At 73.2% G+C, this 26,008-nt stretch carries 32 protein-coding genes; 19 read left to right on the top strand and 13 right to left on the bottom strand.

Translation table 11 applies throughout. The features are described from left to right. Positions 1-14: 14 nt before the first annotated feature. Entirely contained in the window at positions 15-755 is a 741-nt protein-coding gene (locus tag RIN75_RS07390; protein WP_309111037.1) for a TetR/AcrR family transcriptional regulator, read from the top strand. Here RIN75_RS07390 and RIN75_RS07385 read toward each other — a convergent pair. Then, positions 749-934 carry a PspC domain-containing protein gene (locus RIN75_RS07385; RefSeq protein WP_309111036.1) on the bottom strand — a complete coding sequence of 62 codons (186 nt, stop codon included), beginning with the start codon at positions 932-934 and terminating at the stop codon, positions 749-751. The two genes, RIN75_RS07390 and RIN75_RS07385, sit on opposite strands and share 7 nt — an antisense overlap. Before the next feature lie 181 nt (positions 935-1,115). On the opposite strand from RIN75_RS07385, the gene lnt reads away from it, so the two are divergent. Further along, positions 1,116-2,723 (top strand): apolipoprotein N-acyltransferase, encoded by a 1,608-nt coding sequence (lnt, locus tag RIN75_RS07380; RefSeq protein WP_309111035.1) that lies wholly within the window; start codon positions 1,116-1,118, stop codon positions 2,721-2,723. Beyond that, positions 2,698-3,489 carry a polyprenol monophosphomannose synthase gene (locus RIN75_RS07375; protein ID WP_309111034.1) on the top strand — a complete coding sequence of 264 codons (792 nt, stop codon included), beginning with the start codon at positions 2,698-2,700 and terminating at the stop codon, positions 3,487-3,489. Before lnt ends, RIN75_RS07375 begins: the two co-directional genes overlap by 26 nt. A gap of 68 nt (positions 3,490-3,557) precedes the next feature. Here the strand turns inward: RIN75_RS07375 and RIN75_RS07370 are convergent, their stop codons facing one another. From RIN75_RS07370 to RIN75_RS07360, 3 genes are all read right to left on the bottom strand, one after another. Further along, complete coding sequence (locus RIN75_RS07370) at positions 3,558-3,902, bottom strand: RNA polymerase-binding protein RbpA (RefSeq protein WP_121217541.1); 345 nt, start codon at positions 3,900-3,902, stop codon at positions 3,558-3,560. 482 nt (positions 3,903-4,384) lie between these two features. Then, positions 4,385-4,846, bottom strand: a complete 462-nt coding sequence (locus RIN75_RS07365) for an NUDIX domain-containing protein (RefSeq protein ID WP_309111033.1) — start codon at positions 4,844-4,846, stop codon at positions 4,385-4,387. Positions 4,847-4,884: 38 nt separating this feature from the next. After that, positions 4,885-5,601 carry a thymidine kinase gene (locus RIN75_RS07360; protein ID WP_309111032.1) on the bottom strand — a complete coding sequence of 239 codons (717 nt, stop codon included), beginning with the start codon at positions 5,599-5,601 and terminating at the stop codon, positions 4,885-4,887. A gap of 77 nt (positions 5,602-5,678) precedes the next feature. On the opposite strand from RIN75_RS07360, the gene RIN75_RS07355 reads away from it, so the two are divergent. The 3 genes from RIN75_RS07355 (at position 5,679) to RIN75_RS07345 (ending at position 7,400) form a co-directional block, all read left to right on the top strand. Beyond that, positions 5,679-6,194, top strand: a complete 516-nt coding sequence (locus RIN75_RS07355; RefSeq protein ID WP_309111031.1) for a hypothetical protein — start codon at positions 5,679-5,681, stop codon at positions 6,192-6,194. 166 nt (positions 6,195-6,360) lie between these two features. Then, the gene (locus tag RIN75_RS07350; RefSeq protein ID WP_309111201.1) at positions 6,361-6,675 is read left to right on the top strand and encodes a PadR family transcriptional regulator; all 315 of its coding nucleotides are present in this window, start codon (positions 6,361-6,363) and stop codon (positions 6,673-6,675) included. After that, positions 6,672-7,400, top strand: coding sequence for a hypothetical protein (locus RIN75_RS07345; protein ID WP_309111030.1), 729 nt, complete (start codon positions 6,672-6,674; stop codon positions 7,398-7,400). Before RIN75_RS07350 ends, RIN75_RS07345 begins: the two co-directional genes overlap by 4 nt. Here RIN75_RS07345 and RIN75_RS07340 read toward each other — a convergent pair. Together RIN75_RS07340 and RIN75_RS07335 are read right to left on the bottom strand one after the other, a co-directional pair. Continuing rightward, positions 7,363-8,760: an MFS transporter gene (locus RIN75_RS07340; RefSeq protein WP_309111029.1), complete on the bottom strand. Its 1,398-nt coding sequence runs from the start codon at positions 8,758-8,760 to the stop codon at positions 7,363-7,365. The two genes, RIN75_RS07345 and RIN75_RS07340, sit on opposite strands and share 38 nt — an antisense overlap. A 64-nt stretch (positions 8,761-8,824) precedes the next feature. Continuing rightward, positions 8,825-9,601 (bottom strand): glycerophosphodiester phosphodiesterase family protein, encoded by a 777-nt coding sequence (locus RIN75_RS07335; protein ID WP_309111028.1) that lies wholly within the window; start codon positions 9,599-9,601, stop codon positions 8,825-8,827. Between the two features lie 69 nt (positions 9,602-9,670). On the opposite strand from RIN75_RS07335, the gene RIN75_RS07330 reads away from it, so the two are divergent. Further along, positions 9,671-10,030, top strand: coding sequence for a hypothetical protein (locus RIN75_RS07330; RefSeq protein WP_309111027.1), 360 nt, complete (start codon positions 9,671-9,673; stop codon positions 10,028-10,030). 42 nt (positions 10,031-10,072) lie between these two features. Here the strand turns inward: RIN75_RS07330 and RIN75_RS07325 are convergent, their stop codons facing one another. Continuing rightward, positions 10,073-11,059: an LD-carboxypeptidase gene (locus RIN75_RS07325; protein ID WP_309111026.1), complete on the bottom strand. Its 987-nt coding sequence runs from the start codon at positions 11,057-11,059 to the stop codon at positions 10,073-10,075. A 17-nt stretch (positions 11,060-11,076) separates the two neighbouring features. Then, positions 11,077-13,002 (bottom strand): prolyl oligopeptidase family serine peptidase, encoded by a 1,926-nt coding sequence (locus RIN75_RS07320; RefSeq protein ID WP_309111025.1) that lies wholly within the window; start codon positions 13,000-13,002, stop codon positions 11,077-11,079. 130 nt (positions 13,003-13,132) lie between these two features. Between RIN75_RS07320 and RIN75_RS07315 the strand changes: the two genes are divergently transcribed. The 8 genes from RIN75_RS07315 (at position 13,133) to RIN75_RS07280 (ending at position 19,530) form a co-directional block, all read left to right on the top strand. Then, positions 13,133-13,699, top strand: a complete 567-nt coding sequence (locus RIN75_RS07315) for a DUF3090 domain-containing protein (RefSeq protein WP_309111024.1) — start codon at positions 13,133-13,135, stop codon at positions 13,697-13,699. Positions 13,700-13,708: 9 nt separating this feature from the next. Continuing rightward, positions 13,709-14,503, top strand: coding sequence for an SCO1664 family protein (locus RIN75_RS07310; protein ID WP_375295923.1), 795 nt, complete (start codon positions 13,709-13,711; stop codon positions 14,501-14,503). A 99-nt stretch (positions 14,504-14,602) separates the two neighbouring features. Next, on the top strand, positions 14,603-15,055 hold the full coding sequence (locus tag RIN75_RS07305) for a GNAT family N-acetyltransferase (protein WP_309111022.1): 453 nt from the start codon (positions 14,603-14,605) through the stop codon (positions 15,053-15,055). Between the two features lie 19 nt (positions 15,056-15,074). Continuing rightward, entirely contained in the window at positions 15,075-15,833 is a 759-nt protein-coding gene (locus tag RIN75_RS07300) for an aminoglycoside phosphotransferase family protein (protein WP_309111021.1), read from the top strand. Between the two features lie 53 nt (positions 15,834-15,886). After that, entirely contained in the window at positions 15,887-16,714 is an 828-nt protein-coding gene (locus RIN75_RS07295) for a DUF3097 domain-containing protein (RefSeq protein ID WP_309111020.1), read from the top strand. A gap of 85 nt (positions 16,715-16,799) precedes the next feature. After that, positions 16,800-17,222, top strand: coding sequence for an NfeD family protein (locus tag RIN75_RS07290; RefSeq protein ID WP_309111019.1), 423 nt, complete (start codon positions 16,800-16,802; stop codon positions 17,220-17,222). Between the two features lie 31 nt (positions 17,223-17,253). Beyond that, a complete protein-coding gene (locus RIN75_RS07285; RefSeq protein WP_309111018.1) occupies positions 17,254-18,468 on the top strand; it encodes an SPFH domain-containing protein in 1,215 nt (404 codons plus the stop codon). A 177-nt stretch (positions 18,469-18,645) separates the two neighbouring features. Continuing rightward, positions 18,646-19,530 (top strand): hypothetical protein, encoded by an 885-nt coding sequence (locus tag RIN75_RS07280; RefSeq protein WP_309111200.1) that lies wholly within the window; start codon positions 18,646-18,648, stop codon positions 19,528-19,530. A gap of 19 nt (positions 19,531-19,549) precedes the next feature. Here the strand turns inward: RIN75_RS07280 and RIN75_RS07275 are convergent, their stop codons facing one another. Continuing rightward, positions 19,550-19,723 (bottom strand): hypothetical protein, encoded by a 174-nt coding sequence (locus tag RIN75_RS07275; protein ID WP_309111017.1) that lies wholly within the window; start codon positions 19,721-19,723, stop codon positions 19,550-19,552. A 92-nt stretch (positions 19,724-19,815) separates the two neighbouring features. Between RIN75_RS07275 and RIN75_RS07270 the strand changes: the two genes are divergently transcribed. Next, positions 19,816-20,595, top strand: coding sequence for an AbfB domain-containing protein (locus tag RIN75_RS07270; RefSeq protein ID WP_309111016.1), 780 nt, complete (start codon positions 19,816-19,818; stop codon positions 20,593-20,595). 4 nt (positions 20,596-20,599) lie between these two features. On the opposite strand, the gene RIN75_RS07265 is transcribed toward RIN75_RS07270, so the two are convergent. Further along, positions 20,600-22,000, bottom strand: coding sequence for an amidase family protein (locus RIN75_RS07265; protein ID WP_309111015.1), 1,401 nt, complete (start codon positions 21,998-22,000; stop codon positions 20,600-20,602). Positions 22,001-22,025: 25 nt separating this feature from the next. Continuing rightward, entirely contained in the window at positions 22,026-22,436 is a 411-nt protein-coding gene (locus RIN75_RS07260; protein WP_309111014.1) for a DUF1707 domain-containing protein, read from the bottom strand. 89 nt (positions 22,437-22,525) lie between these two features. On the opposite strand from RIN75_RS07260, the gene RIN75_RS07255 reads away from it, so the two are divergent. Beyond that, positions 22,526-23,413, top strand: a complete 888-nt coding sequence (locus RIN75_RS07255; protein ID WP_309111013.1) for a pentapeptide repeat-containing protein — start codon at positions 22,526-22,528, stop codon at positions 23,411-23,413. Between the two features lie 362 nt (positions 23,414-23,775). Here RIN75_RS07255 and RIN75_RS07250 read toward each other — a convergent pair whose 3' ends face one another. Next, positions 23,776-24,288, bottom strand: coding sequence for a CGNR zinc finger domain-containing protein (locus RIN75_RS07250; protein WP_309111012.1), 513 nt, complete (start codon positions 24,286-24,288; stop codon positions 23,776-23,778). Positions 24,289-24,314: 26 nt separating this feature from the next. On the opposite strand from RIN75_RS07250, the gene RIN75_RS07245 reads away from it, so the two are divergent. Together RIN75_RS07245 and RIN75_RS07240 are read left to right on the top strand one after the other, a co-directional pair. Then, positions 24,315-24,491, top strand: a complete 177-nt coding sequence (locus RIN75_RS07245; RefSeq protein WP_309111011.1) for a hypothetical protein — start codon at positions 24,315-24,317, stop codon at positions 24,489-24,491. After that, entirely contained in the window at positions 24,488-25,159 is a 672-nt protein-coding gene (locus RIN75_RS07240; RefSeq protein ID WP_309111010.1) for a TetR/AcrR family transcriptional regulator, read from the top strand. The genes RIN75_RS07245 and RIN75_RS07240 overlap by 4 nt, the downstream gene beginning before the upstream one ends. On the opposite strand, the gene RIN75_RS07235 is transcribed toward RIN75_RS07240, so the two are convergent. Then, entirely contained in the window at positions 25,064-25,948 is an 885-nt protein-coding gene (locus RIN75_RS07235) for a sucrase ferredoxin (protein WP_309111009.1), read from the bottom strand. The genes RIN75_RS07240 and RIN75_RS07235 overlap by 96 nt on opposite strands. Positions 25,949-26,008: the final 60 nt, after the last annotated feature.

Raw genomic sequence — 26,008 nt, 5'->3', positions numbered from 1 at the left:
AGTAGGGTGGCCGGGTGGCGACCGAACGCAGTGACCCGGCGCGCACCCTCGCGGTGCTCTGGCGCACCTCCACGCCCGCACCGCGCAAGGGCCTCGGGCTGGACCGGATCGTCGCCGCCGCGGTCGAGTTGGCCGACGCCGAAGGCCTGGACGCGGTGTCCATGCGCCGGGTCGCGGACAAGCTCGGTGTCGGGGCGATGTCGCTCTACACCTACGTCCCCGGCAAAGCCGAGCTGGTCGACGTCATGGTCGACACGGTCAGCGCCGAGACCGCCCGGGACGAGGTCCCCGGCGGGTGGCGCGCCCGGCTCGCCCACCTCGCCCGCGAGAACTGGGCACTGTGCCTGCGCCACCCGTGGCTGCTCGACGTCCCCGGCGCCCGGGCGGTGCTCGGGCCCAACGTCGCCGCCAAGTACGACCACGAGCTGCGCGCGGTCGACGGGATCGGGCTCACCGACGTCGAGATGGACGCCGTGCTCACCCTCGTGCTCGGGCACGTCCGCGCGGCGGCCCGGCTCGCCGTCGAGTCGGCGCGGGTCGAGCAGCGCACCGGGCTCAGCGACGAGCAGTGGTGGGCCGCTGCCGCGCCGGTCCTGGCCGGTGTGTTCGACCCGGCGCGGTTCCCGCTGGCGGCCCGGGTGGGCGCGGCGGCGGGGGAGGCGCACGGCGCGGCGTACTCGGGGGAGCACGCGTTCGAGTTCGGCCTGGAACGCGTGCTCGACGGCGTCGAGGCGCTGGTGCGGACCCGTCAGTAGGGGCGCTTGGGCATCATCACCCACAGCACGAGGTAGATGACGAACTGCGGTCCGGGCAGCAGGCAGGACAGCAGGAACAGCAACCGGACCGTGTTCGGCTTCCAACCGAACCGGGCGGCCAGTCCCGCGCACACACCGGCGATCACCTTCTGGCTCTGGGGCCTGGTCAACGTGGTCATGACTCCACCATCCGCCGGTCCGGGCCGGTTCGCATCGGTGGGAACCCTGAACCGGGACCAGGGACGGGAGACCCGCCTCACGCACGGGCAACCCCGCGTGCACCCACACGTCCGGTGGTTCGTGGGGTTGATCTCGGTGGCCGGTGTCGGCGCAGGCCGGCGGCCTCGTAGGCTGGTCGGCGTGGTCGCGACCCCCGTGGCGCCGGGACAGCCCGCCGCCGACACGCCCCCTGCCCGCCGCCGGGACGTGCGGGGCGCCTTGCTGAGGATCGCGCTGGCCGCGGCGGGCGGGGGACTGGTGTTCCTCAGCTTCCCGCCGCGCACCCTGTGGTGGCTGGCCCCGATCGGGTTCGCCGTGCTGGGCGTCCTGCTGCACGGGCGGCGGATGCGCGCGGGCTTCGGGCTGGGCGTGGTGTGGGGCGTCGGGTTCATGGCGCCGCTGCTGCGCTGGACCGGCGAGTTCGTCGGGCTGATCGCGTGGCTGCCGTTGGCGCTGGTGTGCGGCTTGCTGATCGGCGTGGGCACGGCCCTGATGGCGCGGGTGTCGACGCTGCCCGGCGCGCCGGTGTGGATGGCGCTGCTGTGGGTGGCCGGTGAGCTGTTCCGGAGCGTGTTCCCGTTCGGCGGGTTCCCGTGGGGCAAGATCGCGTTCGGCCAGCCCGAGGGCTGGTACCTGCCGCTGGCGTCCCTGGGTGGTGCGCCGCTGGTCGGGTTCGCCGTGGCGCTGACCGGCTTCGGCCTGGCCCACCTGGGCCGCAACTGGAAGCTCGGCGCGCCCCTGGTGGTGCTGCCGCTCGCGCTCGGTCTGGCCGCGACGCCGCTGGTCGGCACCGAGCCCGACCAGGGCACCGCGGTGGTGGCCGCGATCCAGGGCAACGTGCCGCGCGCCGGCCTGGACTTCAACGCCCAGCGCCGGGCCGTGCTGGACAACCACGTCAAGCGCACGATCGAGCTGGCCGAGGCGGTGGCGGAAGGCAAGGCGAAGCAGCCGGACCTGGTGATCTGGCCGGAGAACTCCTCCGACATCGACCCGTTCCGCAACGTCGACGCCGCCGCCCAGATCAACCGGGCCGCGCGGGCCATCAAAGCCCCGATCGCGGTGGGCGCGGTGGTCATCGACCGCTCGGACAACCTGCCGCGCAACACCGTGGTGCTGTGGGACCCCGAGCGCGGCCCGATCGACACCTACACCAAGCGGCAGCTCCAGCCGTTCGGCGAGACCATGCCGTTCCGCGGCTTCTTCCGGATCTTCACCAAGACGGTGGACCGGGCCGGGGTGTTCCAGCCGGGCTCGGACCCGGAGGGCTTCACCATGGGGCCCGCGAAGGTGGCGATCGACACGTGCTACGAGGTCGCGTTCGACGGTGTGGTGCGCGACTCGATCACCGCGGGCGCGAACCTGATCGCGATCCCGACCAACAACGCCACGTTCGGCTTCACCGAGATGACCTACCAGCAGCTCGCGATGTCCCGGGTGCGGGCCGTCGAGCACGGGAAAGCGGTGGTCGTGGCGGCCACGAGCGGGGTCAGCGCCATCGTGGCGCCGGACGGCTCGGTCACCCAGCGGACTGGTTTGTTCACCCCCGACGCACTGGTGGCGGAGCTGCCGCTGCGCGGGGAGGCTACGCTTGCCACCCGGCTCGGCGCATGGCCCGAGTGGGTGATGACCGCGCTGGGCCTTCTGGCCGTGGCGTTCGGCTTGACAGTGCAACGACGAGGATCGCGTCCGACCCCTGGTGCGGGTGTCGGCGAGGAGGAAACGGATGGCGGACCAGCAGGCGCAGCCTGACCGCGAGCTCGGGCCGGTGCTGGTGGTGATCCCGACCTACAACGAGCGGGACAACATCGGGAAGATCGTGAAGCGGCTGCACGCGGCGCTGCCGAAGGTGCACGCGCTCGTGGTCGACGACGGCAGCCCGGACGGCACGGGGCAGCTCGCCGACGAGATGGCCGCCGCGGACGACCGGGTGCACGTGCTGCACCGCACGGAGAAGGCCGGGCTGGGCGCCGCCTACATCGCGGGCTTCGGCTGGGGCATGGAGCGCGGCTACCAGGTGCTGGTGGAGATGGACGCCGACGGTTCGCACGCGCCGGAGGACCTGCCGCGGCTGCTGGACGCGCTGCGCGACGCCGACCTGGTGATCGGCTCGCGGTACGTGCCGGGCGGCAGCGTGGTGAACTGGCCGAAGAAGCGGGAGGTGCTGTCGCGGGGCGCGAACCTGTACTCGCGGCTGGCGCTCGGCGCGAAGGTGAAGGACATCACCGCGGGCTTCCGCGCCTACCGGGCGGATGTGCTGCGCAACCTGAACCTCACCTCGGTGGCCTCGGCCGGGTACTGCTTCCAGATCGACCTGGGCTGGCGGACCATCGAGCTGGGCTACCGGGTCGTGGAGGTGCCCATCACGTTCACCGAGCGTGAGATCGGTGTGTCGAAGATGAGCGGCGACATCGTCCGCGAGGCGCTCATCAGGGTGACCAAGTGGGGCCTGCGCCGCCGCTACACCCAGCTGCGCGACCTGTTCGCGCCGAAGACCAAGGCCGGCACGAGCCGCTAGCCGGTGTGGTGTTGACGAAAGGGGCCCGCCGGATCTCCGGCGGGCCCCTAGTCGTGTGTGTGGGGGTGTCAGGCGGTGCGGGTGCGCCGACCCCTCAGCTCCTCCAGCCGCTCGTCGAGCAGCTCCTCCAGCTCCGGGATGGAGCGGCGCTCCAGGAGCATGTCCCAGTGCGTGCGCGGCGGCTTGACCTTCTTGGCCTCCGGCTCGGCACCGTCGATGATCTTGGACTCCTGGCCGTGCAGGCGGCACTCCCAGGTGTGCGGGATCTCGGCGTCGTCGGAGAACGGCACCTCGAAGTCGTGGCCCTTGGGGCAGGCGTACCGCACCGACCGGCGCGGGGCGAGGTCGTGATTGCGGTCGGTCTCGTAGCTGACTGCTCCGAGCCGGCTACCCCGTAGAACGCGGTCGGCCATGGCGGTTCCTTTCGCTCGGCTCAGGGCCGGGGCCCAGGCGGTGTTGCTCACCGAGTGCAACGATCGGACTGCTCCGTTCGTTCCCGGCGTCACGGTCATGGTCGCCCACAGTGACGTCTTTCACTCGTCAACGAAGGCTTCCTCCTAAGGGATGCAATCGCGGCGAGATCGTGACGCGTTATCAAGCTGTCGGGCTACTTCATCACACTGATGGAGTAGTTCCGGCAGAAAGTGTGCGGCTGCGACAGCTTAGACCGATGACGCAGGGCGATGTTAACTCGGGCTTAACTCGCTTGTAGTGACGAGGATCGTCCGGATGGTCACTGTCAGTCATTTCGGCGGGTTTCGTGGAGTCGGCAACGCTGCGTGTCGTTGTAGGTGTGCTCCGTGGCGGCTGCCGAACAAGGGTCACCCGGTCGGCGCGCACCCAAACGTTGGGCGGAGGATTTTATTCCCTTGATGATTTCAGTGTGGAATAAAGATCACTCGTCCGTGGCGGCCGTCAGCCGGTCGAGGAACTCGCGCTGGGCCGAGACCAGCTTGGGACGGGCGTCGGCGAGCGGGAACCAGCCGACCCGGTCGACCTCCGGGTACTCGCGGACGGTGCCCTTGGGGTGTTCGAGGGTGAAGGTGCCGGGGACGACCTGTTCGGGGTCCAGATCGCCTTCCAGGGCCCAGACGTGGACGGTCTTGCCGCCGGACTGGCGGACGTGGCCCAGCGGGCGCAGGTCGCCGGCGGGGACGGGCAGGCCGAGTTCCTCGGTGAACTCGCGGCGGGCGGTGTCCTCCAGGGGTTCGTCGCCGTCGGGCTCGCCCTTGGGGATGGACCAGGCGCCGGCGTCCTTGCGCGCCCAGAACGGGCCGCCCATGTGTCCGATGAGCACTTCCAGGCCGTCGGCGGTGGCGCGGTACAGCAGGATGCCCGCGCTGATCTTCCCGGTCACGGTGGCCAGTGTGCCGGGTCGGTGGGGGAGCGGGGTCGTCAGGTGAGGCTGAGTTGGCGGCTGTCGACGGCGGTGGGGCCGAGGTCGCCGGTGCGGTAGTGGCGGCGGCACAGGACCTGGTAGCGGACTTCCTCGGTGGTGGCCGCGGTGTCGGCGACGAGGACGGTGTCGCCGGCCCGGACGACGTCGCCGTCGTGGACGCGGGCGTTGAAGCGGCCGGGGTGGCCGCACCAGCACAGGACCTCGACCTGGATGGCGTTGAGTTCGTCGGCCAGTTCGAACAGGCGGGCGGAGCCGGGGAACAGGGTGCTGCGGAAGTCGGTGGCCAGGCCGAAGCAGTAGACGTCGAGCTGGGCGTCGTCGGCGAGTTCGGCGAGTTGGTCGACCTGGGCGGGGTGGAGGAACTGGGCTTCGTCGACGATCAGGTAGTCGACGCGGGTGCCCCGGGACCAGTGGGTGCGCACGAGCGCGCACAGGTCCATGTCCTCGTGGACCTCGATGGCGCGGCGGGCCAGGCCCATGCGGCTGGTGATGCTGGGGGTGCCGGAGCGGTCGTGGCGGACCAGGAGGAGGCCGCTGCGGCCCTGGCGGGCCTGGTTGTGGTCGATCTGCAGGGCGAGGGTGGACTTGCCGCAGTCCATGGGGCCGAAGAAGAACCGGAGCCTGCCGGTGGGGGTGACGCCGCGGCGGGCGCCGGCGGCGGGCACCGAGGACAGGGCGTCGGTGGGGTCTGTGCTGGGGTTGGTCGGCTCCACGGCGGGCCACCTTAGTGGTATCACCGCGCCGGCTGATCGCTCCTCCTGTCATCCGTTGTCGCACAAGGAGGTTGGCGATGGTGCGCAAAGCCCTGTCGTTGTTGGTGTTGTGCCTGATCACGTCGTTGGCGGTGGTGACGCCGGCGTCGGCGGTGCCGGTGCCGGCGTGCAACCAGACCGAGACGTTCAAGACCTACAAGTGGGCGTGGAACGGGGAGTACTACGTGCCGGTGGGGACGTACTTCCACAGCTACGTGGGGTCGTCGACGGCGACGTTGACGACGTCGTTCCGGACGTGGCACGTGACGTACAAGGGGGAGGGGGCCGCGTTCGCGACCTACTCGCACGCGTACGCGGTGCGGTGTGACGGGGAGGGCAACGCGGTGGCGGAGGTCGACCTGACTCGGACGTCCGCGGACACGTTGTCGGAGTTCGACCTGCGGTGCGGGACGGCGTCGTTCAGCAGTGGCAACACGACCTACACGTTGGTGGGGTCGCGGTCGTTCCTGTCGGTGACGTGGCGGTACTGGTCGACGAAGACGACGTCGCAGTCGTTCATCTACTGGGGTGTCACGGCGGCGCGCTGCCAGTAAAGCAGGGTTGGTGCTGTCAATAGCTTCAGTGTCACCCAAAAGTATGATTCCCGAGGTGGTGCGGTTCTACCGATGAGCGCGGGGCGCCGCACCACCCGCACCGGAAGCAGGATGTGCCTCTGGCGGGTATATACCGCTTTGCGATATAACCTGCGGTGTGAGAGGTATGTCGGAGCAGGCGTTCCTGGTGCTCACCGCGTTGGCGGAGGAGCCGATGCACGGGTACGCGATCGTGCAGGCGGTGGAGACGCTGTCGGAGGGGCGGACCCGGTTGCGGGTCGGGACGCTGTACGGGGTGTTGGACCGGCTGGTCGCCGAGGGGTTGGCGGAGCGGGACCGCGAGGAGGTGCACCAGGGTCGGTTGCGGCGCTACTACCGGTTGACCGACGCGGGGGTGCGGGCGTTGAGCGCGGAGGTCGCGCGGTTGTCGGCGAACGTGCGGGCGGCGTCGGCCGTGCTGCGGGCGAGGGAGGCGCGGTGAACGCGGGGATCGGGCCGGGTTCGGACGTGGAGCGCGGTTCGAACCTGGAGCGTCGTTACCGGCGGCTGTTGCGGGTGTTGCCCGCCTGGTACCGGGCGGAGCGGGAGGAGGAGATGGTCGGGATCTTCCTGGCCGAGCGCGCCGACGGGGTGGACGCCGATCTGGACCTGGAGCACGGGTGGCCGGGGTGGGGTGAGGCGTGGGCGACGGTGGACCTCGCCGTCCGGGTGCGGTTCGGGCCGGTGCGGCGGGCCGGGGTCCTCGCGCGGGTGGTGGCGTTGGCGGGGCTGCTGGGGCACGTGGTGTCGGCCGGGCAGGGGTTGGGGTCGGTGGCGCGGTTCGGCGGGGTGTGGGTGTGGTGGTTCGACGCGTTGGTCGCGGTGGCGGTCGCGGGGGTGGCGTGGCGGCAGTGGGCGGCGGTGAAGGCCGCGGTGGGGGTGTTGGCCGTGCACGGGGGGTTGGTGGCGCAGGAGCCCTGGGCGTTGGTGCCGGTGGTGTTGTCGTGGGTGACGCTGGTGGCGTTGGTGTTGGGGTGGCACCGGGAGGCCCCGCCGGTACCACGGGCGCGGTGGTGGGCGACGGTGGTGGCGGGGCTCGGGCTGGGTGCGGTGTGGGGGTTGGCGGTGCCGTTGTCGCCGGTGGCGTTCGGGGTGGCGGCGGTGATCACCACGGGTGTGGTGGTCGTGGTCAGACCTTGGCGGGCAGCGGGTTCCCCGACGCGGTGATGGCCTTGCGGACCGGGACGAAGATCATCAGGACGAAGCCGATGACGAAGAAGATCACCAGGCTGATGATCGCGAGCCGGAACGAGCCGGTGGCCTGGCCGACGCCGGCGAACACCAGCGGGCCCAGCCACGAGGTGGAGCGTTCGCCGACCTCGTAGAGGGAGAAGTACTGTGCTTCCCGGCCGGGCGGGATCATCTGGGAGAACAGGGAGCGGGACAGGGCGTTGGTGCCGCCGAGCACGATGCCGATGCCCACCGCGAGCGCGTAGAACTGGGTCTGCTGGCCCTGCTGGACGAAGTAGGCGGCGGCGAGGACGACGATCCACACCACGAGGCTGATCATGATGGTGCGCTTGGCGCCCCAGCGCTTGGCCATCCAGCCGTGCAGCATGGCGCCGCCGAAGGCGACGAACTGGACGATGAGGATGGTGGCGATCAGGACGGTCTCGTCGAGCTTGAGCTCTTCGCGGCCGTACTGGGCGGAGACGTTGGCGACGGTGGCGATGCCGTCGGTGTAGATGAGGTAGGTGCCCAGGAACGCGAGGGTGAGCGGGAACCCGAGGGCCAGGCGGAGGGTCTGGCGGAGTTCCTTGAACCCGGCGGTGATGACAGAGGCGCCGGATTCGCCGCCGTGGGGTTGCTGGTGGCGCTTGAGGCGGGCCAGCGGGATGAAGGTGAACGCGGCCCACCAGATGCCGGAGAGGACGAAGGCGACGCGGACGGCGGCGGCTTCGGACAGGCCGAGTGCGTCGTGGCCGAGGAACAGTCCGAGGTGGACGGCGAGGGCGAGGCCGCCGCCGAGGTAGCCGAAGGCCCAGCCGCGGCTGGAGACGGCGTCGCGTTCGTCGGGGGTGGCGATCTCGGGCAGGAAGGCGTAGTAGACGACGATCGAGGCGCCGTAGCAGATGTTGGCGATGATGAACAGGACGACGCCGAGCTGCCAGTTGCTGCCGGCGACGAAGGCGAGTGCGGCGGTGGCGGTGGCGCCGGTGAAGGCGAGGCCGCCGAGCATGGCGCGCTTGTTCTGGGTGCGGTCGGCGATGGCGCCCATGATCGGCAGGACGACGACCTGGACGACGGTGGCGACCGAGAGCAGGAAGCCCCACAGGGAGCCGGCGGGGAAGTGGGCGCCGAAGGCGGAGATGTCGCACTGCTGCAGCGAGCTGGTGGCGCAGGCGTCGGGGCCGTTGCGGGCGGTGTCCTCGCGGGCGGCCTGCTTGGCCACGGCCGTGAGGTAGCCGGAGAGGAACACCGTGATCACGGAGGTCGTGAAGACCTGGTTCGCCCAGTCGTACCAGACCCATCCGCGTTGTTCCCGTTTGCGGTCGATCGCGGGTGCTGGGGTGTCGGCCACGCTCATGGGGGCGGACTGTACTTCCCCGGTCGGCCGGTTGTGGTGATCACGTCCCAACCTGTTGTGAACTTCAGCGGGCGGGCCACTGGTCGCGGGTCTTGAGGACGTCGCGGAGCCGGTCGGGGCGGTCGGTGACCAGGCCGTCGACGCCCATGTCGAGCAGGCGGGTCATGTCGGTTTCGTCGTCGATGGTCCAGACGTGGACTTCGAGCGCGCGGCGGTGGGCGGCGCGGACGAAGCGGTGGTCGACGACGGTGAGGCGGCCCTGGGTGGCGGGGACCTGGGCGATGAGCCCGGCGACGGGCAGGCCGATGAGGGGGATGCGGCCCGCGGCCCACAGGGCGCCGGCGGAGCGGGGTCCCATGCTGGTCATGAGGTCGGGGCCGGCGAGGCGGCGCAGGCGGGCGAGGCGTTTTTCGCTGAAGGAGGCGAGGCAGACGCGGTGCAGCGCGTTGGTGCGGCGCAGGAGGGTGATGACGGGGTCGACGGCCTGGTCGGATTTGACGTCGATGTTGAGCTTGGCGTCGGGGAGTTCTTCGAGGAGGTCTTCGAGGCGGGTGATGGGTTCGCGTCCGCCGACGTTGGCTTTTTTGACCGTGGACCAGGGTTGGGTGGCGACGGGGCCGGTGGCGTCGGTGGTGCGGTCGAGGACGTCGTCGTGGTGGACCACGACCACCCCGTCGGAGGTGGCGTGCACGTCGGTCTCCAGGTAGTGGAAGCCTTCGTCGGCGGCGCGGCGGAACGCGGCCAGGGAGTTCTCCATGCCCGTGAGGTCGTCGAGGTGCCAGCCGCGGTGGGCGAAGGCCCTGGGGTGGGGTCCGGAGAGGTAGGGGTGGTTCGTGGTCACAGCGGGAGAGTCTGCCTTGGCGGCGTGGCGTGGGGGTGACCGGTGGGTAGCCGGATACGGTCGCGCGTCATGGAGCTGGTGACCGGGGAGGCTGTGGCGCCGCGCCGGGAGGAGGCCAGGCACTGCGCCTGGTGTGGTCGTCGTCTGCCCGACAGCGGTCGGATCGGCCGGCCGCGGCGGTACTGCGCGCAGCCGTGCCGGCAGCGGGCGTACGAGCGTCGGGCGGCGGTGCAGCGGGGCGGGTTGCCGGAGGACGCGGTGGTGCTGTCCTCGGGTGAGCTGGCGGATCTGCAGGACCGGCTGTTCCAGGTGCGGTGCGCGGCGGAGGACGTGGCGACGGCGGCGTCGGACGGTGCGGGGCGGGCGGAGTTGCGGCGGTTGGCGGAGGAGTTGGTGGAGGCGGCTCGGAGTTTGGAGCGCATCCGCTAGTTGTTCTGCCCACCGGGTGCCGAGCCGCGTCGGGCGGGGCGGCTAGCCGGCGATCGTGACGGTGGCTTGGTCTAGGTGGACTGTGGTGCCCAACGGGATGGTGCGTTGGGCGGCGCAGTGGCCGAAGGGGACGTCGGCGACGATCGGGATGCCCAGGCCGGCCAGGCGGTCGTGCAGGACGGCATGGACGTCGGCGTGGTCGCCGCAGCCGGTGAAGGAGCCCAGGACGAGGCCGGCGACGTCGTTGAACCAGCCGCGGCGCAGCAGGGCGGTGAGGGTCCGGTCGAGGCGGTAGGGGGCTTCGTCGACGTCTTCGAGCCACACGATCGCGCCGGGTGGTGGTGGGGTGTCCAGGAGGGTGAGGGTGCCGCCGGTGGAGGGGCCGGTGGCGGTTCCGGGGACGAGGGCGGTGCCGCGGTAGGGGCCGGGGTCGCCGGTGAACAGGGCGCGGCGCAGGTGGTCGCGGGCGGCGCCGTCGTGGACGAAGGCGGGGGTGGCGGGCATGGGGCCGAACCAGGTGCGGCGGCCGAGGCGGTTGAGGCGGTCGTGCAGGACGGTGGTGTCGCTGGAGCCGATGAACGCCTTGGGTTCGGCGTGTTCGACGGCGGTCCAGTCGACGAGGTCCAGGACGCGTTGGCAGCCGTAGCCGCCGCGGGCGCAGAAGACGGCGGTGGTGGCGGGGTCGGTGAGGGCCTCGGTGAGGTCGGCGGCGCGGTCGGCGTCGGTGCCGCCGAGGTGGGGCAGGGTCGGGTGGGTGTCGCTGACGTGCTTGCCGTGCACGACTTCCAGGCCCCACGCCTCCAGCCAGGCGGTGCCGGCGCGCAGCATCCCGGGTGCGACGGGTCCGGCGGGTGCGACGAGCGCGACCCGGTCGCCGGCGCGCAACAGGCCGTCGCCGGGCCGGCCGCGCTGTTCGGGGTGGGCGGGCCCTGCGGCGGGGGCGGAGTGGACCAGGCGCAGGGCGCGTTCGCCCGGCGGTTGGGCGGCGTGTGCGGTGGTGGGCCGGGCCGTGCCCGCCGGGGCGGGCACGGGGCCTTCTCGTCGGGTCACCGGCGCAGGGGCAGGACGGGGACGTCGGGCGGGGTGAACCCGAAGACCTGGCCGTAGAAGGACAGTTCGGCCTCCAGCGCGGCGATGATGGACTCGGCCTTGCGGAACCCGTGCTGCTCGCCCTCGAAGGTCAGGTAGGCGTGCTGGATGCCGGTGCCGTCCAGGGCGGCGACGAACCGGTCGGCCTGCTCGGGCGGGCAGATCTCGTCCTCCAGGCCCTGCAGCAGCAGGACGGGTCCGGCGAGCCGGTCCACGCGGTGGGAGGGGGAGCGTTCGGCGTAGACGTCGGCGGCCTGGGGCCAGGGCCCGACGAGGCCGTCGACGTAGCGGGACTCGAAGTCGTGGGTCTCGCCGCCGTCGCCGGTCCAGCCGCGCAGGTCGAGGATCGGGAAGGCGACCATGCCGCACCGGTAGGTCTTGACCGAGGTCATCGACGCCGCGGAGGTCCAGCCGCCGGCGCTGCCGCCGCGGATGCCGAGGCGGGCGGGGTCGGCGGTGCCCTCGTCGGCCAGGGCCTGGGCGACGGCGGCGCAGTCGTTGACGTCCACGACGCCCCATTGTCCGCGCAGCCGTTCGCGGAAGGCGCGGCCGTAGCCGGTGGAGCCGCCGTAGTTGACCGCGACGACGCCGATGCCGCGGCTGGTGAAGTAGGCGATGTCGACGTCGAGGACGGGCGCGCTGCGGCCGGTGGGGCCGCCGTGGACGTGCACCACGTACGGCGGGCGTTCGTCGTCGGGGCCGGCGTAGTCGGGGTTGGTGGGCGGGTAGACGTAGGCGGGCACGTCCTGCCCGTCGGGGCCGGTGAACACGCGTTCGGCGGGCACCGGCAGGTAGTCGGCGGGCGGCAGCGCGGCGGGGGGCTCGGTGAGGCGGGTCAACTCGCCGGTGGACAGGTCCAGCCGGACCACGGCGGCTTCCTCGCGGGGCCCGGCGGCGCTGCTGACCACGACCCCGTCGTGCACGGCCAGGTGGGCGCCCCACACGGGCAGGTCGTTGTCGACGTCGGTGACGGTGCCGGACCGCTCGTCGAGCACCGCGAGCGCGCCGGAGCGCAGCACGAGGTGCCGGCCGCCGCCGAGGGTGGCGAACCAGCGGTTGCCCAGCCGCCACATGGGGCCGCCGAGTTCCTCGGCGCACGGGGCGAGGTGGGTGCGGGTGCCGTCGGGGCTGATGCGGTGCAGGTTCCACCAGCCGTCGGGGTCGGTGAGGGCGAGCAGGTCCGGCCCGTCCCACTCGACCTGGCACACCGCTTCCTCCGGCCCGCCCGCGACCACCCGGTGCTCGGTCGAGCCGACGTCGGCGACGCACAGTTCGGTGCCGTCCCACGGCATGTTGGGGTGGTCCCAGCCGATCCAGGCGAACCGGGTGCCGTCGGGCGACAGGCGCGGCCCGGTCATGAAGTGGTGGCTGGCGGCGAGCACGCGGGGTGCGGAGCCGTCGAGGGGGATGGCGACGAGGTCGCGGTGGATGTCGGTGCGCTTGTCGCCGGTGACGGTCTCGCGGACGCACCACACCTCGGTGCCGCCGGGTCCGGCGGTCAGGTCGGCGTAGCGGACCCCGTGGTGGCGTTGCGGGGCGTCGGTGATGGGCACCGGGGCCACGGGGTCGGCGTCCGGGTCGAACAGGTAGACGCGCTGGTCGTCCCAGTTGGTGAAGGCCACGCGGGTCCCGTCGGCGGTGTCGAGGACCACCCAGGGCCGCCCGCCGTACTCGTGGACGCGGTTGCGCACGTTCCAGGGCGGCGGCAGCAGGTCCCGCCCTTCGCGCACCAGCGCCACCCGGCCGGCCTCGGCCGGTCGTCCCTCCGCCCACCACGCCGAACCCGCGTGCAGGTCCACCCAGTGCAGGCCGCCGCCGGCCGCGGCGGCGTCGGCCGCGGCGATGGGCGATGTCCACGTTCCGTACGGTGCGATCTTCACCACGCCCGCGACCCTATAGCGGTGGTGGTCGAGCCGGTGAGCGCCGATCGGGCGCGCCGCGGACTCCACAGATGACGGAAAACCCGGGGGAGGGCTGCCGATCTTGGCTCGGTGGCCTAGGGTCGTTGGTGTCATGGCACGCGTCATCCACGTATTCCGCCAGCCCGACCGGTTCGTAGCCGGGACCGTCGGGCAGCCTGGCGAGCGCACGTTCTACCTGCAGGCGGCCGAAGAGGCGCGCCTGGTGAGCGTGGCGCTGGAGAAGCAACAGGTCGCCGTCCTCGCCGAGCGCATCGGTTCGCTGCTGGAGGAGGTGCACCGGCGGTTCGGGGCGGACGTGCCCGAGTCGGTGCCCGAGGACCTCCGGGACACCGAACCGCTGACGGTGCCGGTCGAGGAGGAGTTCAAGGTCGGCACGATGGGGCTGGGCTGGGACGCCGAGTCCCGCGCGGTGGTCATCGAGCTGCTGGCCATGACCGAGGAGGAGGTCGACGAGGCGGTGGTCCTCGACGACACCGAGGAGGGGCCGGACGCGGTGCGGGTGTTCCTGAGCCCGCTGGAGGCGCGGGCGTTCGCCGAACGCGCCGACCGGGTGGTGCGCGCGGGCCGCAAACCGTGCCCGCTGTGCTCGGAGCCGCTGGACCCCGACGGTCACGTGTGCCCGCGGCAGAACGGCTACCGGCGTTCGGACGAAGGCTGACCGGCGGTCGTGCGGCCCGGTGACGACGGAGTGCTCGATCTGCTTGCCCGCGGCCGGATCGAGGTCGAGGGCAGGCTGGTCGACGCGTCGAACGCGACCCTGTTCTGCGCGATCAGCGCGGACGGGGTGAGCGCGCAGTGCGTGTACAAGCCGGTGCGCGGCGAGCGGCCCCTGTGGGACTTCCCCGACGGCACCCTGGCGGGCCGCGAGGTGGCGACCTACCTGGTGTCGCAGGCCGCCGGGTTCGGGCTGGTGCCGCCGACGGTGCTGCGGCCGGGCCCGTTCGGGCCGGGCATGGTGCAGCTGTGGGTGGACACCCGCGAGGACGACGACCTGGTCGACATCGTCCCGGTGGACCAGGTGCGGCCGGGGTGGCGGGCGGTGCTGCGCGCCCACGACCGGCACGGTGACCCGGCGGTGCTGGTGCACGCCGACCACCCGCGGGTGCGGCTGATGGCGGCGTTCGACGCGGTGGTCAACAACGCCGACCGCAAGGGCGGGCACGTGCTGCACGCCGACGACGGCGGCGTGTACGGGGTGGACCACGGGATCTGCCTGCACAGCGACGACAAGCTGCGCACGGTGCTGTGGGGTTTCCTGGGCGAGCCGCTGCCCGAGCAGGCGGTGGACGGGCTGGCGCGGGTGCGGGCGGAGCTGTCCGGCGCGCTCGGGGAGGCGCTGCACGAGCACCTGACCCGCGCCGAGGTCGCCGCCCTGGCCGAACGCGCCGACAAGCTGCTGGCCGCCGGCGTCTACCCCGAGCCCTCCGACGACTGGCCCGCCATCCCCTGGCCCGCCTTCTGACCCACCTGCTTTCCCACGCCGCGCCGGGCGCGTTTGTGCTGCCGGCGCGACCGCCGATGGGGTGTAATCGGCGGGGTGAGCGGTGTTCAGCTTCGCGATGTGACCGAGGCCGACGTGCTGGTGTTCTTCGAGCACCAACTCGACCCCGAGGCCAACCGCATGGCGGCCTTCGTCGCCGCGGACCCCACCGACCGGGCCGCGTTCCTGGTCAAGTGGGCCCGGATCCTGGCCGACGACACCGTGTTCACTCAGACCGTCGAGTTCGACGGCCGCGTCGTCGGCCACGTCTCCCGGTTCACCCAGTTCGGCGAACCCGAGGTGACCTACTGGATCGACCGCGAGTACTGGGGCATGGGCCTGGCCACCGCCGCGCTCACCGAGTTCCTCAAGCGCGACCCGACCCGGCCGCTGTACGCGCGGGCCGCGGTGGACAACCTGGGTTCGCTGCGGGTGCTGGACAAGTGCGGGTTCGTCGCGGTGGGCGAGGACGTCGGCTACGCCGAGGGCCGCGGCGAGGAGGTCGAGGAATTCATTTTGCGGCTCGACGCCTGAACCGGCGAAGCTCACCGCCGTGACCGCGACGCTCATCACCCGCTTCGGCCCGGGCGTGCAGTCCTGGCTCGACGACCTGCCCGCCCTGGTCGACACCCTGTCCGCCCGCTGGGACCTGCAACCGGACCGGGTGTTCAGCGGCGGCACCTCGCACACCCTGCTGTGCCACCGCGCCGGCCGGCCGGTGGTGCTGAAACTGACCCCCGACCCGGAGATCGCCCGGCAGGAACTGGCCGCCCTGCGCGCCTGGGAACCGTCGCCGCGCGTGGTCCGGGTGCTGGAGGTCGACGTGGACGAAGGCGCCCTGCTGCTGGAAGGCCTGCTGCCCGGCACCCCCGCGGTCTACGACCCGCCCCGCATGACCGCCCTGCTCGACGCGCTGCACGTCCCGCCCCGCGGCGACTTCCCCACCCTCGCCGAGCGCGTCGACTTCGTGTTCGACCTGCTGGCCCGCCGCCGCCCCGGCGACCACACCGCCGGCCACGCGGCGGCCTCGAAACTGGCCCGCGACCCGGTCACCGCGACCCTCCTGCACGGCGACCTGCACCTGGAGAACGTCCTCGACGCCGGCGAACGCGGCCTGGTCGCCATCGATCCCCGACCGTGCGTCGGCGACCCGGCCGCCGACGCGGTCGACTTCGCCTACGCCGCCCCCGACCTGCGCTCCGGCATCGACGCCCTGGCCGGCGTCGTGGACGGTGACCGGCTGGCCGCGTGGTGCGCCGCGTTCGCCGACTTCTTCCCCGACCGCCGCGAGGAAGCACTGTCCCTGGCCTGACCCCGGCGTGGCAGGCGGTCACACGACGGGGTGAGCGGCTAGCGTCGCGGGTCGTGCGATCACAGGACTACGGACGGGACGTGCCGGCGGGGCCCAAGCGGCGCAAGGTGCCCGAGGTGGCCGCCGAACCCGGACTGGTCGCCGAGGACCCCGCCAGCGGGTTCTGCGGCGCCGTCGTGCGCTTCGAGCACGGGCGGGTGGTGCTGGAGGACCGGCACGGCCGCGAACGGCTGTTCCCGCTGCGCCCCGCCGGGTTCCTGGTCGACGGCAAGCCCGTCACCCTCGTCCGCCCCGCCGCCGCTCCCGCCAAGCCGGCCCGTTCGGCGTCGGGGTCGGTGCGGGTCGAAGGCCTCAAGGCCCGCACCGCCCGCGACTCCCGCATCTGGGTCGAGGGCCTGCACGACGCCGAACTGGTCGAACGCGTCTGGGGCCACGACCTGCGCGTCGAAGGCGTCGTCGTCGAACCGCTGGACGGGGTGGACGTGCTCGCCGACCGGATCGCGGAGTTCGGCACCGGACCCGGCCGCCGCCTGGGCGTCCTGGTCGACCACCTGGTGCCGGGCAGCAAGGAGTCCCGGCTGGTCGAGGGCATCCGCGACGAGCACGTCCTGGTCACCGGTCACCCGTACGTGGACGTGTGGCAGGCGGTGAAACCGGCGTCGGTCGGCATCGCGGCGTGGCCGGTGGTTCCGCGCGGCGTGCCGTGGAAGGACGGCGTGTGCGCCGCGCTGGGCTGGGGCGAGCCGGCGGCGGGCTGGCGGCGGGTGCTGGCGGGCGTGCGCGGCTTCCGGGACCTGGAGACCCCGCTGCTCGGCGCGGTCGAGCGGCTGATCGACTTCGTCACCGCCGGCGGGCCCGACGACGAGCAGCCCGACGAGTGATGCGACGGGCAGTCCGCGGGGCGGTTCGACGGGCGGGACGGGTGAACCGGTCACGCGCCGGGCCCGATGGTGGGAGGATGGCACCGTGGCCGCGTTGATCTGGTTGATCCTCGGTGTCGCCCTCGTGGCGGCCGAGATCCTCTCCGGCGACTTCGTCCTGGTCATGCTCGGCGTCGCGGCGCTGGGCGCGGCCGGGGTGTCGGCGCTGGGCGCGGGTGAGCTGGTCAGCGCGGCGGTGTTCGCCGTGCTCGCGCTCGGCCTGATCGTCGGCGCGCGGCCCGCGCTCAAACGGCGGCTCACCGCCGGGCAGGACCACAAGTCCGGCGTCGCGGCGCTGCTGGGCAGCACCGCCGTCGTCGTGTCCACTGTGGACGCCCACGGCGGCAGGGTCCGCATCGGCGGCGACGTGTGGTCGGCGCGGTCGCTGGACCACAGCGTGCTCGAACCCGGCGCGGAAGTCACCGTGGTCGAGATCCAGGGCGCGACCGCCGTCGTGCTCGGCATGTAGGACCCGGCAGCTAGGAGAGGAGAGGAGAGACGTGACCACGACGTTGATCGTCATCGCGGTCCTGGTGTTGTTCGTGCTCATCGTCGCGGTCAAGTCGGTGCTGGTGATCCCGCAGGCCACCGCCGCGGTGATCGAGCGGCTCGGCCGCTACCGCACCACCGCCGCGCCCGGCCTGAACATCCTGGTGCCCTTCTTCGACCGCGTCCGCGCCCGCATCGACCTGCGCGAACAGGTCGTGTCGTTCCCGCCGCAACCGGTGATCACCCAGGACAACCTCACCGTCTCCATCGACACGGTGGTGTACTTCCAGGTCACCGACCCGCGCGCGGCGGTCTACGAGATCTCCAACTACATCGTCGGCGTCGAGCAGCTGGCCACCACCACGCTGCGCAACCTGGTCGGCGGCATGAGCCTGGAGGAGACGCTGACCTCCCGCGACCAGATCAACAACCAGCTGCGCGGCGTGCTGGACGAGGCGACCGGCCGGTGGGGCATCCGGGTCGCGCGGGTGGAGCTGAAGGCGATCGACCCGCCGCCGTCCATCCAGGACTCCATGGAGAAGCAGATGCGCGCCGACCGGGAGAAGCGCGCCATGATCCTCACCGCCGAGGGCCAGCGGGAGTCCGCGATCAAGTCCGCCGAGGGCCAGAAGCAGGCGGCGATCCTGTCCGCCGAAGGCGCCAAGCAGGCCGCGATCCTGGCCGCCGAGGCCGAGCGCCAGTCCCGCATCCTGCGCGCCCAGGGCGAGCGCGCCGCCCGCTACCTGCAGGCCCAGGGCCAGGCCAAGGCCATCGAGAAGGTGTTCGCCGCGATCAAGGCGGGCAAGCCGACCCCGGAGGTGCTGGCCTACCAGTACCTGCAGACCCTGCCGCAGATGGCGCAGGGCGACGCGAACAAGGTCTGGCTGGTGCCCTCGGACTACGGCAAGGCCCTGGAGGGCTTCGCCCGGATGCTCGGCGCGCCCGGCGAGGACGGCGTGTTCCGCTACGAACCGCCCGCCGACGAACCCGCCCGCAGCACCCCGGAGGAGGACGAGGAGTCGGTGGCCGACTGGTTCGACACCGCTCCCGACCCGGCGGTGGCCGAAGCCGTCCGCGCCGCGGAAGCCGTGGCCCGCAAGGAAGTCCCCGGCCCGCTCGACTCGACCCGCGCGTCCCTGGCCGAAGCCGCGCCCGACACCACCGCCGCCCTCGGCCCCGGTTCCTCCCCCGAGGAGACCGAGCCGCCGCGCTCGCTGCACGAGTAGCGGGCGGGGGAGCACATACGGGCTGTTGGACGCTCGCGTATTTTCCGGCCCCGGAACAGCTTGAGCGTCCAACAGGCTTGTACCGGTCCTGCGGCGGTCGCGCCGGCGGTGCTGATCACAGTCGCCGCACCGAAGTGGAGCATCGTCACGCACCGTGCGGTGCGGTTGGATGTGCCGGTGCACCCATTGCCCGATCGAGTGAAGGCCTGGTTGGGTCGCCCGGACGTGTCGTGGTCGCGGCGGTGGGACGGGTTGACCGCGGCCGTGGCCGAGCTGTCCGCGGAGGTGCTCGCGGGGCCCGGCGGCCGGGCGGTCGTCGAAGCCGTCGCGGAAGTGCTGGTGGCCGGGATCGGCGGGCACCGGGGGCACCGGGCGGAGTTGGCGGGGCTGGTCGACCGGGTGTTGGACCTGCACGCGGTGGCCTGCGCGTCCGATCCGCCCGAGCCCGAGCACCTGGCGGGGTGGCTGCTGCACCTGCAGACCGCGTTCCCCGAGCCGCCCGAGGTGCGGCTGGCCCCGTACGCGGCGGCGTTGGGCGTGGACGGGTTGGCGCGGTACCGGGCCGAGGCGGTGGCGCGGTTCGAGCGGCTGCCGGTGATCGGGTTCGGGCAGACCGGGCGCTACGACCGCGAGCGGTGGGCGTTGCTGCGGGTGATGGAGGAGTTGGCCGAGCACACCCGGGACGTGGACCTGCACGTGCTCGTGCTGGCGCGGGACCTGTCGTCGGGGTGGCACTACCTCCAGGTGGCGACCGTGCTGCGGGACGCCGGGCGTTCCGAGGAAGCGCTGGAGTGGGTGGCGCGCGGTTTGGCCGCCACGGGCGGGCGGGGCGCGGCGGGGCGGCTGGTGGACCTCGCGGTGGACGAGTGCCTGCGGCTGGGGTCGGGGGAGCGGGCGGTGCGGTGGCGGCGGGAGGCGTTCCTGGCGTGGCCGACACCGGAGAACTTCGCGCGGCTGCGCGGGTTGGCCGTGGCGCAGGGGGTGTGGCCGCGCGTGCGCGACGAGGTCCTGGCGACGGTCACCGACACCGCGCTGCGCGACGACCTCGCCCGCCAGGGGTAGCGCCGCCGGTGCCGGCTGCTCAGGCCGATCGTGTCCGCAGCGCGTGCGGCGCCACGGCGCCGGTGATGCCGTAGGGGACGTGGCCGAGCAGGCTCCACCACTGGTCCCGGCCGAGGTGGAAGACCATGTCGCGCGTCATCGGGTCGGCGGTGACGCTCAGCCGCGGCGGCATGACCAGCAGCGCGCCGAGCACCCACCACAGCAGGCCGTAGCCGGTCCCGGCGGCGAGCAGCGGCCCGATCCGGCCCGCCCACCGCCAGGCGAGCGGGGCGAAGACGGGCGCCGATGACCGCGGAGTCGATGCCGGTCGGCGCGGGAGGCCCGCGCCGACACCGGGTTGCGCGCCGACCGCGCACGACCCCGCCCGACACGGCTGACCTCTGCCCGCCGCCGGCGACCGCGTCCCGGCGCTGGACGCTCGCCGGCGCGGCAATCCGCCTTCCGGGGCACCGGGCCGCAATTCTCGGGCATTTCCGGGTGCGGGCCGGCGTGTCGGCGCGGGCGCGTCCCACACTGGCGTCTCCGCGCGGGCGGTGGGGTCGGCGCGAGGCGTTCCCGGAGGCGGTTATGACGACTTATCTGCGTTCCCTGTCGCTTCGATCGCTGAACTACCCGTCGCATTTCCTGCGCCACCGGAACTTCGGCGTGGAATTGACCGGACTCGACGGTGACCTCGACCGGCGGGACGCGACGTTCCTGACCGAGGAGAACGCCGGCACGATCCGGTTCAAGGCCGCCTACCTGGGCGGACAGCCCAACCGCAGCGGCAGGTACCTGCGCCACCGCGACTGGGAGGTCACGCTGCAGCAGGAAGACCTGACCGGCGTGATCCCGGAACCGTCGCCCGAGCAGAAGCAGTTCACGCTCGACACGACGTTCCGAGTGGTGCTCGGATTGGCCGACGTGTCCTGTGTGTCGTTCGAATCCGTGCAGCACGCCAAGCACTACCTGCGGCACCGGGATTGGAAGTTCTTCCTGGAAAGGGCCGAGGACGACCTCGCGCGCAAAGACGCGTCCTTCCACGTGGTGAGCGGGCTGGTGCCGGTGCCAACACCGGACATCTGACGACTCACCCGGCCAGGGGCGGGCGGCGGTCGGTCCAGGGGCGGGCGCGTTCCAGTTGGGCGGCGGCGGCGAGGATGGTGTTCTCGCCGTGGGGTGGGCCGACCAGCTGGACCGCCAGGGGCAGGCCGGTGCTGGTGTGGCCGGCGGGGACGGCGGCGGCCGGGTTGCCGGTGATGTTCCACAGGGGCAGGAACGTCGTCATGCGCGCGGCGGCCAGGAGTGCGGCCACGGTCGGGCGGCGGCGCCACTCGCCGATGCGCAGCGGCGGGCGGGTCAGGACCGGGGTGAGCAGGAGGTCGTGGTCGGTGAAGACCCGGTTGGCGTGGTCGGTCAGCGCCTGGGACTGGTCCAGCGCCGTGCGCACGGCCCGACGGGGCAGGGCGCGGCCGAGGGCGGCGACGCGGCGGGTGCGCGGGTCCAGCCGGTCGGGGCGGTCCAGGGTGTCCTCGGTGATCGCGGCGCAGTGCAGGTAGCGGGCGGCGAACGCGGCCGACCCGGAGACGTCGCGCATCTCCGGGTCGAGGCGGACGACGTCGTGGCCGAGGTCGGTGAGCAGGCTCGCGGTGTCCAGGACGGCGTCGCGGACCTCTTCGCTGATCGGGATGCCCGGCCCCCACGTGCGCAGGGACACCGCGATCCGCAGCCGGCCCGGGTCGGGGGCGGTGGCGGCGGTGTGGGCGTGGTCGGGGGCGAGGACGTCCAGCAGGACGGCGGCGTCGCGGACGTGCCGGGTGATGGGGCCGGCCACGACCAGACCGGTCCACATCTGCTCGTCCAGCGGGACGTGGTCGCGGTGCGGTTTGAGGCCGAACAGGCCCGTGCACGCCGAGGGGATGCGCACCGAGCCCGCGCCGTCGGTGCCCACCGCGGCACCGACCATGCCCGCCGCGACGGCCGCGGCCGAACCGCCGCTGGACCCGCCCGGCGAGTGCTCCGGCGACCACGGGTTGCGGGTCGCGCCCGCCCAACTGCTCTCGGTGTAGGGCCACAGCCCCATTTCCGGCATGCGGGTCCGGCCCACGATGACCGCGCCGGCGGCGCGCAGGCGGCGCACGATCTCCGAGTCGGCGGTGGCCCGCGCCTCGACCGCGGCGGTGCCCTTGGTGGTGGGCAGACCGGCGACGGCCAGGTCCTCCTTGACCGCGACCGGCACGCCCAGCAGGGGCGCGTCCTCGCCGCGGGCGCGTCGGGCGTCGGCCTCGGCGCGGGCGCGTCGGGCGTCGGCCTCGGCGGCGTCCGCGCGGGCCCGGTCGGTGAACACCAGGCGGAACGCGTTGAGCGAGCGGTCGTGCGCCGCGATCCGGCGCAGGCACTCGTCCACCAGGTCACGGGAGGTCAGCTCGCCCGCGCGCAGCAGCTCGGCTTGCCGCGCGGCGCCCGCGAAGCACGCGTCGGTCAGGTCCATGGCCGCACCCTAGGGCAGGAGCGGCTCAGGTCGGCCGGTGACGCGCGCGGTGGCGCAGCACGAGGAACGCGACCAGCAGCAACGGCCACGGGAACGGCAGCGGCGACGCGATCCACGCCACGACCGCGATCACGGCGACGATCGCGACGACCGGCGGGCGGTCCCTGCCGGACGGGCGCGGGGTGTGGGTGGGTTCGGGGGTCCGGGTCGGGGGCAGGTCGGCGGTCAGGGGTGCCAGGTCGGCGCGGTGGACGGCGGCGTAGGCGGCGGCGATGCGGTCCTCGGCTTCGGCCAGGGTCAGCCGGCCCTCGCCGACGGCGTCGCGCAGCCGTGCCGCGATCGCGTCCCGTTCGGCGTCCGAGGCCCGGACCCCGTCCGAGGCGTGGCGCTCGTCGGTGCTCCGGCTCCGGTCGGCGGGTGGGGTGGGGTGTGTCATGGGGTCGATGGTGTGCGCGCGGCGCGGGTCTCCGCATCGGTCGAGGGGCGGTGACGCGGACTACGTCCCCCGACGTACGCGGTGCGGGCATGATCGGTGTCATGCCGACGTGGGTGCTGTGGCTGGCGGTGGCGCTGGTGCTGGTCGTGATCGTCGCTCGGCACCGGCGGCGGGCGCGGGCCGAGGTGCTGCTGGACGAACACGCCCGCCGCCGGACCGCGCGGGAGTCGCCGTCGCCGGTGTCGGTGTGGCGGGAGGCCAACCGGCTGTTCCGGGCCGGTGACCGGGAAGGGCTGTTGCTGCTGGCCGAGATCGGCCGGGAGCTGCCGTCGCGGCGGCAGGACGTGGTGGACACGTGGCTGGCGGCGTTGCGCGGCGGGGTCAGCCGGGGGCTGGACGCGGGGTGGCGCGCGGCGGTGCAGAGCGAACTGGTGGCGCACCTGCGGCCGGGTGCGGACTACTGGCCGGGCATGGACGTGCGGGCGGCGGGGGCGATCCTGGTGGAGGTCGACCTGTCCGGGTGCCGGGTGGGGCGGGCGGACTTCACCGGGGCGGTGTTCGTGGGGGACGCGCGGTTCGAGGCGATGACGGTGACCGGGGAGGCGGTGTTCGACGGGGCCCGGTTCCTGCGGCACGGGCTGTTCACCGACACCCTGTTCGCCCGGTCGCTGTCGATGGTGGCGGCGGTGTTCACCGGCAACCTGGCGCTGTCGGGGGTGCAGGTGGCCCATGCGGCGCGGCTGGCCGGGGCGAAGGTGTCGGGGCGGGCGGACCTGCGGCGGGCCGAGTTCGGCGGGTCGGCGGGGTTCGAGTCGGTGTTCTTCGGCGGGCGGGCGCTGTTCGGCGAGGTGGTGTTCCACCGGGACGCGTTGTTCACCGGCGCGTGGTTCCGCGGCCGCACCGACGTGACCTCCGCCCTGATCGGCGAGACGGCGGACTTCGGCGGGGCCCGGTTCGGGCGGCGCGTGATGCGCTGACCACGCGCTACCAGCGGAGACTACAACGGGAACCGGCTCGCGGCCGTGAGAGCGGTCCGGCGATCGGCTGAACCTGCCGCCCGGCAACGATCACCTGATCCCTCGGCCGCGCGGAAGAGGTGCCCAGGACCGACCGCATCGGCGCCGGCCGGTGGCCTCCACCCTGCTGCTTCGGCCCGGCGCTCGACCGTGATCGCCACGCGGGCAGGCCACCGGCCCGCTTCGGGCGCCGGCCTCCGGCCTCCGGCCCCCGTCTCCATTGTCCCATGGGGCACCGACAAGATCAGGCGGTCCGGCGGCGTCAGGCGGCCAGGCGGTCCGGCACGGCCGAGAGGCGCGACGAGATCAGGCGGCGCGGCGGGTCAGGCGGCGCGGCGGCGGTGGCGGGCTACCTGTTCTCGGTTGGCGCAGCGGGTGGTGCAGTAGCGGCGGCGGCCGTTGCGGGAGGTGTCGACGTAGACGGTGCCGCAGCCGGGGCGGGCGCAGTGGCCCAGGCGGCCGGGGTCCTCGCACAGCACGTGGGCCAGGCCCGAGGCGGTGAAGGCGCGGACGCGGTCGGGGGTGGGGGCGGTTTCCGGGGCGAAGTGCAAGTGCGGGGCGCGGCCGTCGTGGGTGGAGATGTAGGGGCGGGCGGCGGCTTCCGCGAGCAGGGTGTTGACGTGCGCCACGCGGTCGACCTCGCCGGTGAACACCGGTTCCAACCGCCGCGCCCACGCCAGCAGGTCCCTGGCCTGGGCGGGGGAGAGGGTGCCGAGGGGCTTGTAGGCGTGGTCGCGCAGGAGGGTGAGCAGGTCGTCGGCGGTGGCCGCCCGGTCGGCGTTGACCAGGGACGCCGCGAGCTGCGCCGCCGCGCCGCCGTAAGGGTTGAAATGCACTGAACCATGACACCACGCTGGGTGGCGTGACGACCAGATGCCCTTCCTGCGGGTGGCCCACCACCGACCACGTCCACCCGGTGTCCCGGCACGGCCGCACGGCCTACCTCCGCTGCGTCTGCGGCCTGTGGCTGGTGCTGGACGCGGGACGGGTGGTGGCCACGGCCGGCGGCCCAAGATCGGCTATCGTCCCGTCCCCGTGACCACCCGCCGCGAGCTGCTGTGCGACACCGTGATCTCCGTGCTGGCCGACGAGGGCGGCCGAGGGCTCACCCACCGCGCGGTGGACCGGGCCGCCGGCGTCCCGCTGGGCACCACCAAGAACTACTTCCCCACGCGGGAAGCGCTGCTCCAAGCCGCCGCCGAGCGGATGGCGCTGCTGCACGCCGAAGCCGTGGCCCGGCTGCGGGAATCCACGCCCGCCGACGTCACCCCGACCCGGGTGGCCGAGCTGTACCCGGCCCTGCTGCGCCGCGCGGTGCTCCAGGACCCCACCCACCTGCTCGCCATGGCCGAGCTGTACCTGGAGGCGGTGCGCCGTCCCGCGGTGCGCGAGGCGCTGGGCCGCATGGTCGTCTCCAACGCCGAAGCGGGCGCGTCCCTGCACCGCGCCGCCGGGCTGCCCTCGACCGCGCGGGACGCCGGTCTGCTCGACGCCTACTTCCTCGGCGTCGCCGTGTCACTGCTGGCGCTGCCCGCCGAAGCCCTGCGCGCCACCGGCCTCGACGACCCCTACGCACTGGGACTGGGCCTGTTCCACGCCGCCGTCCCACCCTCAGGGCACGGGGACCAGCCGCTCGACCCCGGTGGCGACGAGCCGGGTGGGCACGACGGGGGCCGCGCCGCAACTGCCCGGACGTGCGGGCGGTAGGTCCCGGCTCTCCACCGCCACCCGCCACGCCCGCCCGTCGGCGTGCCGCACCGTGGTGCCCCGCACGGTCAGCACATCCAACCGCTCACCGAGCCGTTCCCGCACCGCCAGCTCCGCGACCTGCCCCTCCTTCGGGAACGCCGACCGGCCCCGGCAACGCTGCGTGACCACCCGTCCGTGCGCGGCCTCCGCGAGCAGGTGCCGCGCGAACGGCACGTCCAGCCGCCCGTACAGGTACCCGGTGGGCAGCAGCACCCCGGTGGGGGAGAAGCGGTGCCCGCCGGTGTGCGTGCACTCCCACACCGCCTCCGGGTGCTCCACGGCCAACTCGGCGACCAGCGGACGCCCCCACAGCGCGCAGCACACGTCCCGCCGGCTGTTCGTGCACACCATCAGCAACGGCTGCGCGACCGGCTCACCCAACCCCGGCCGCACACCCTCAGCCAGAGCCGCGAAATCCAAGTCCAGCAACCGAACCGGGTCGATGTCGGCGCCTTCCAGCCAACTCGCGCCCGGCGCCGTGGACGCCACGTACACCCGGCGCGGCGCGGGCCGGTGGGTGTCGGCGTGGTGACCGGGCCGACGGATCAGCAGCACCCGCACCCCCGCGGCCTCCGCCCGACGCCCCAGTTCCGCCCCCAGCGCCGGGTCCAGGTGGCTCTCGGTCAGCGCGTCCCGGCCCCACGGGCCCGGCTGCTCCAGGCAGATCCACGCGGCGGCGGTGGCGGCGGTGCCCGCCTGCGGCTCGTGCAGGGCCGCCGACACGGCGGCACAGCGTGGCTCGGTCACCACTCCAGAGTGCACCCGTAGGGCCGTTCGGGTGACACCGGGGTGTCCACTCCGCTCACA

Source organism: Saccharothrix sp., from assembly GCF_031180885.1.
Lineage (GTDB): Bacteria > Actinomycetota > Actinomycetes > Mycobacteriales > Pseudonocardiaceae > Actinosynnema.
This window is presented reverse-complemented; position numbering and strand designations above follow the sequence as displayed.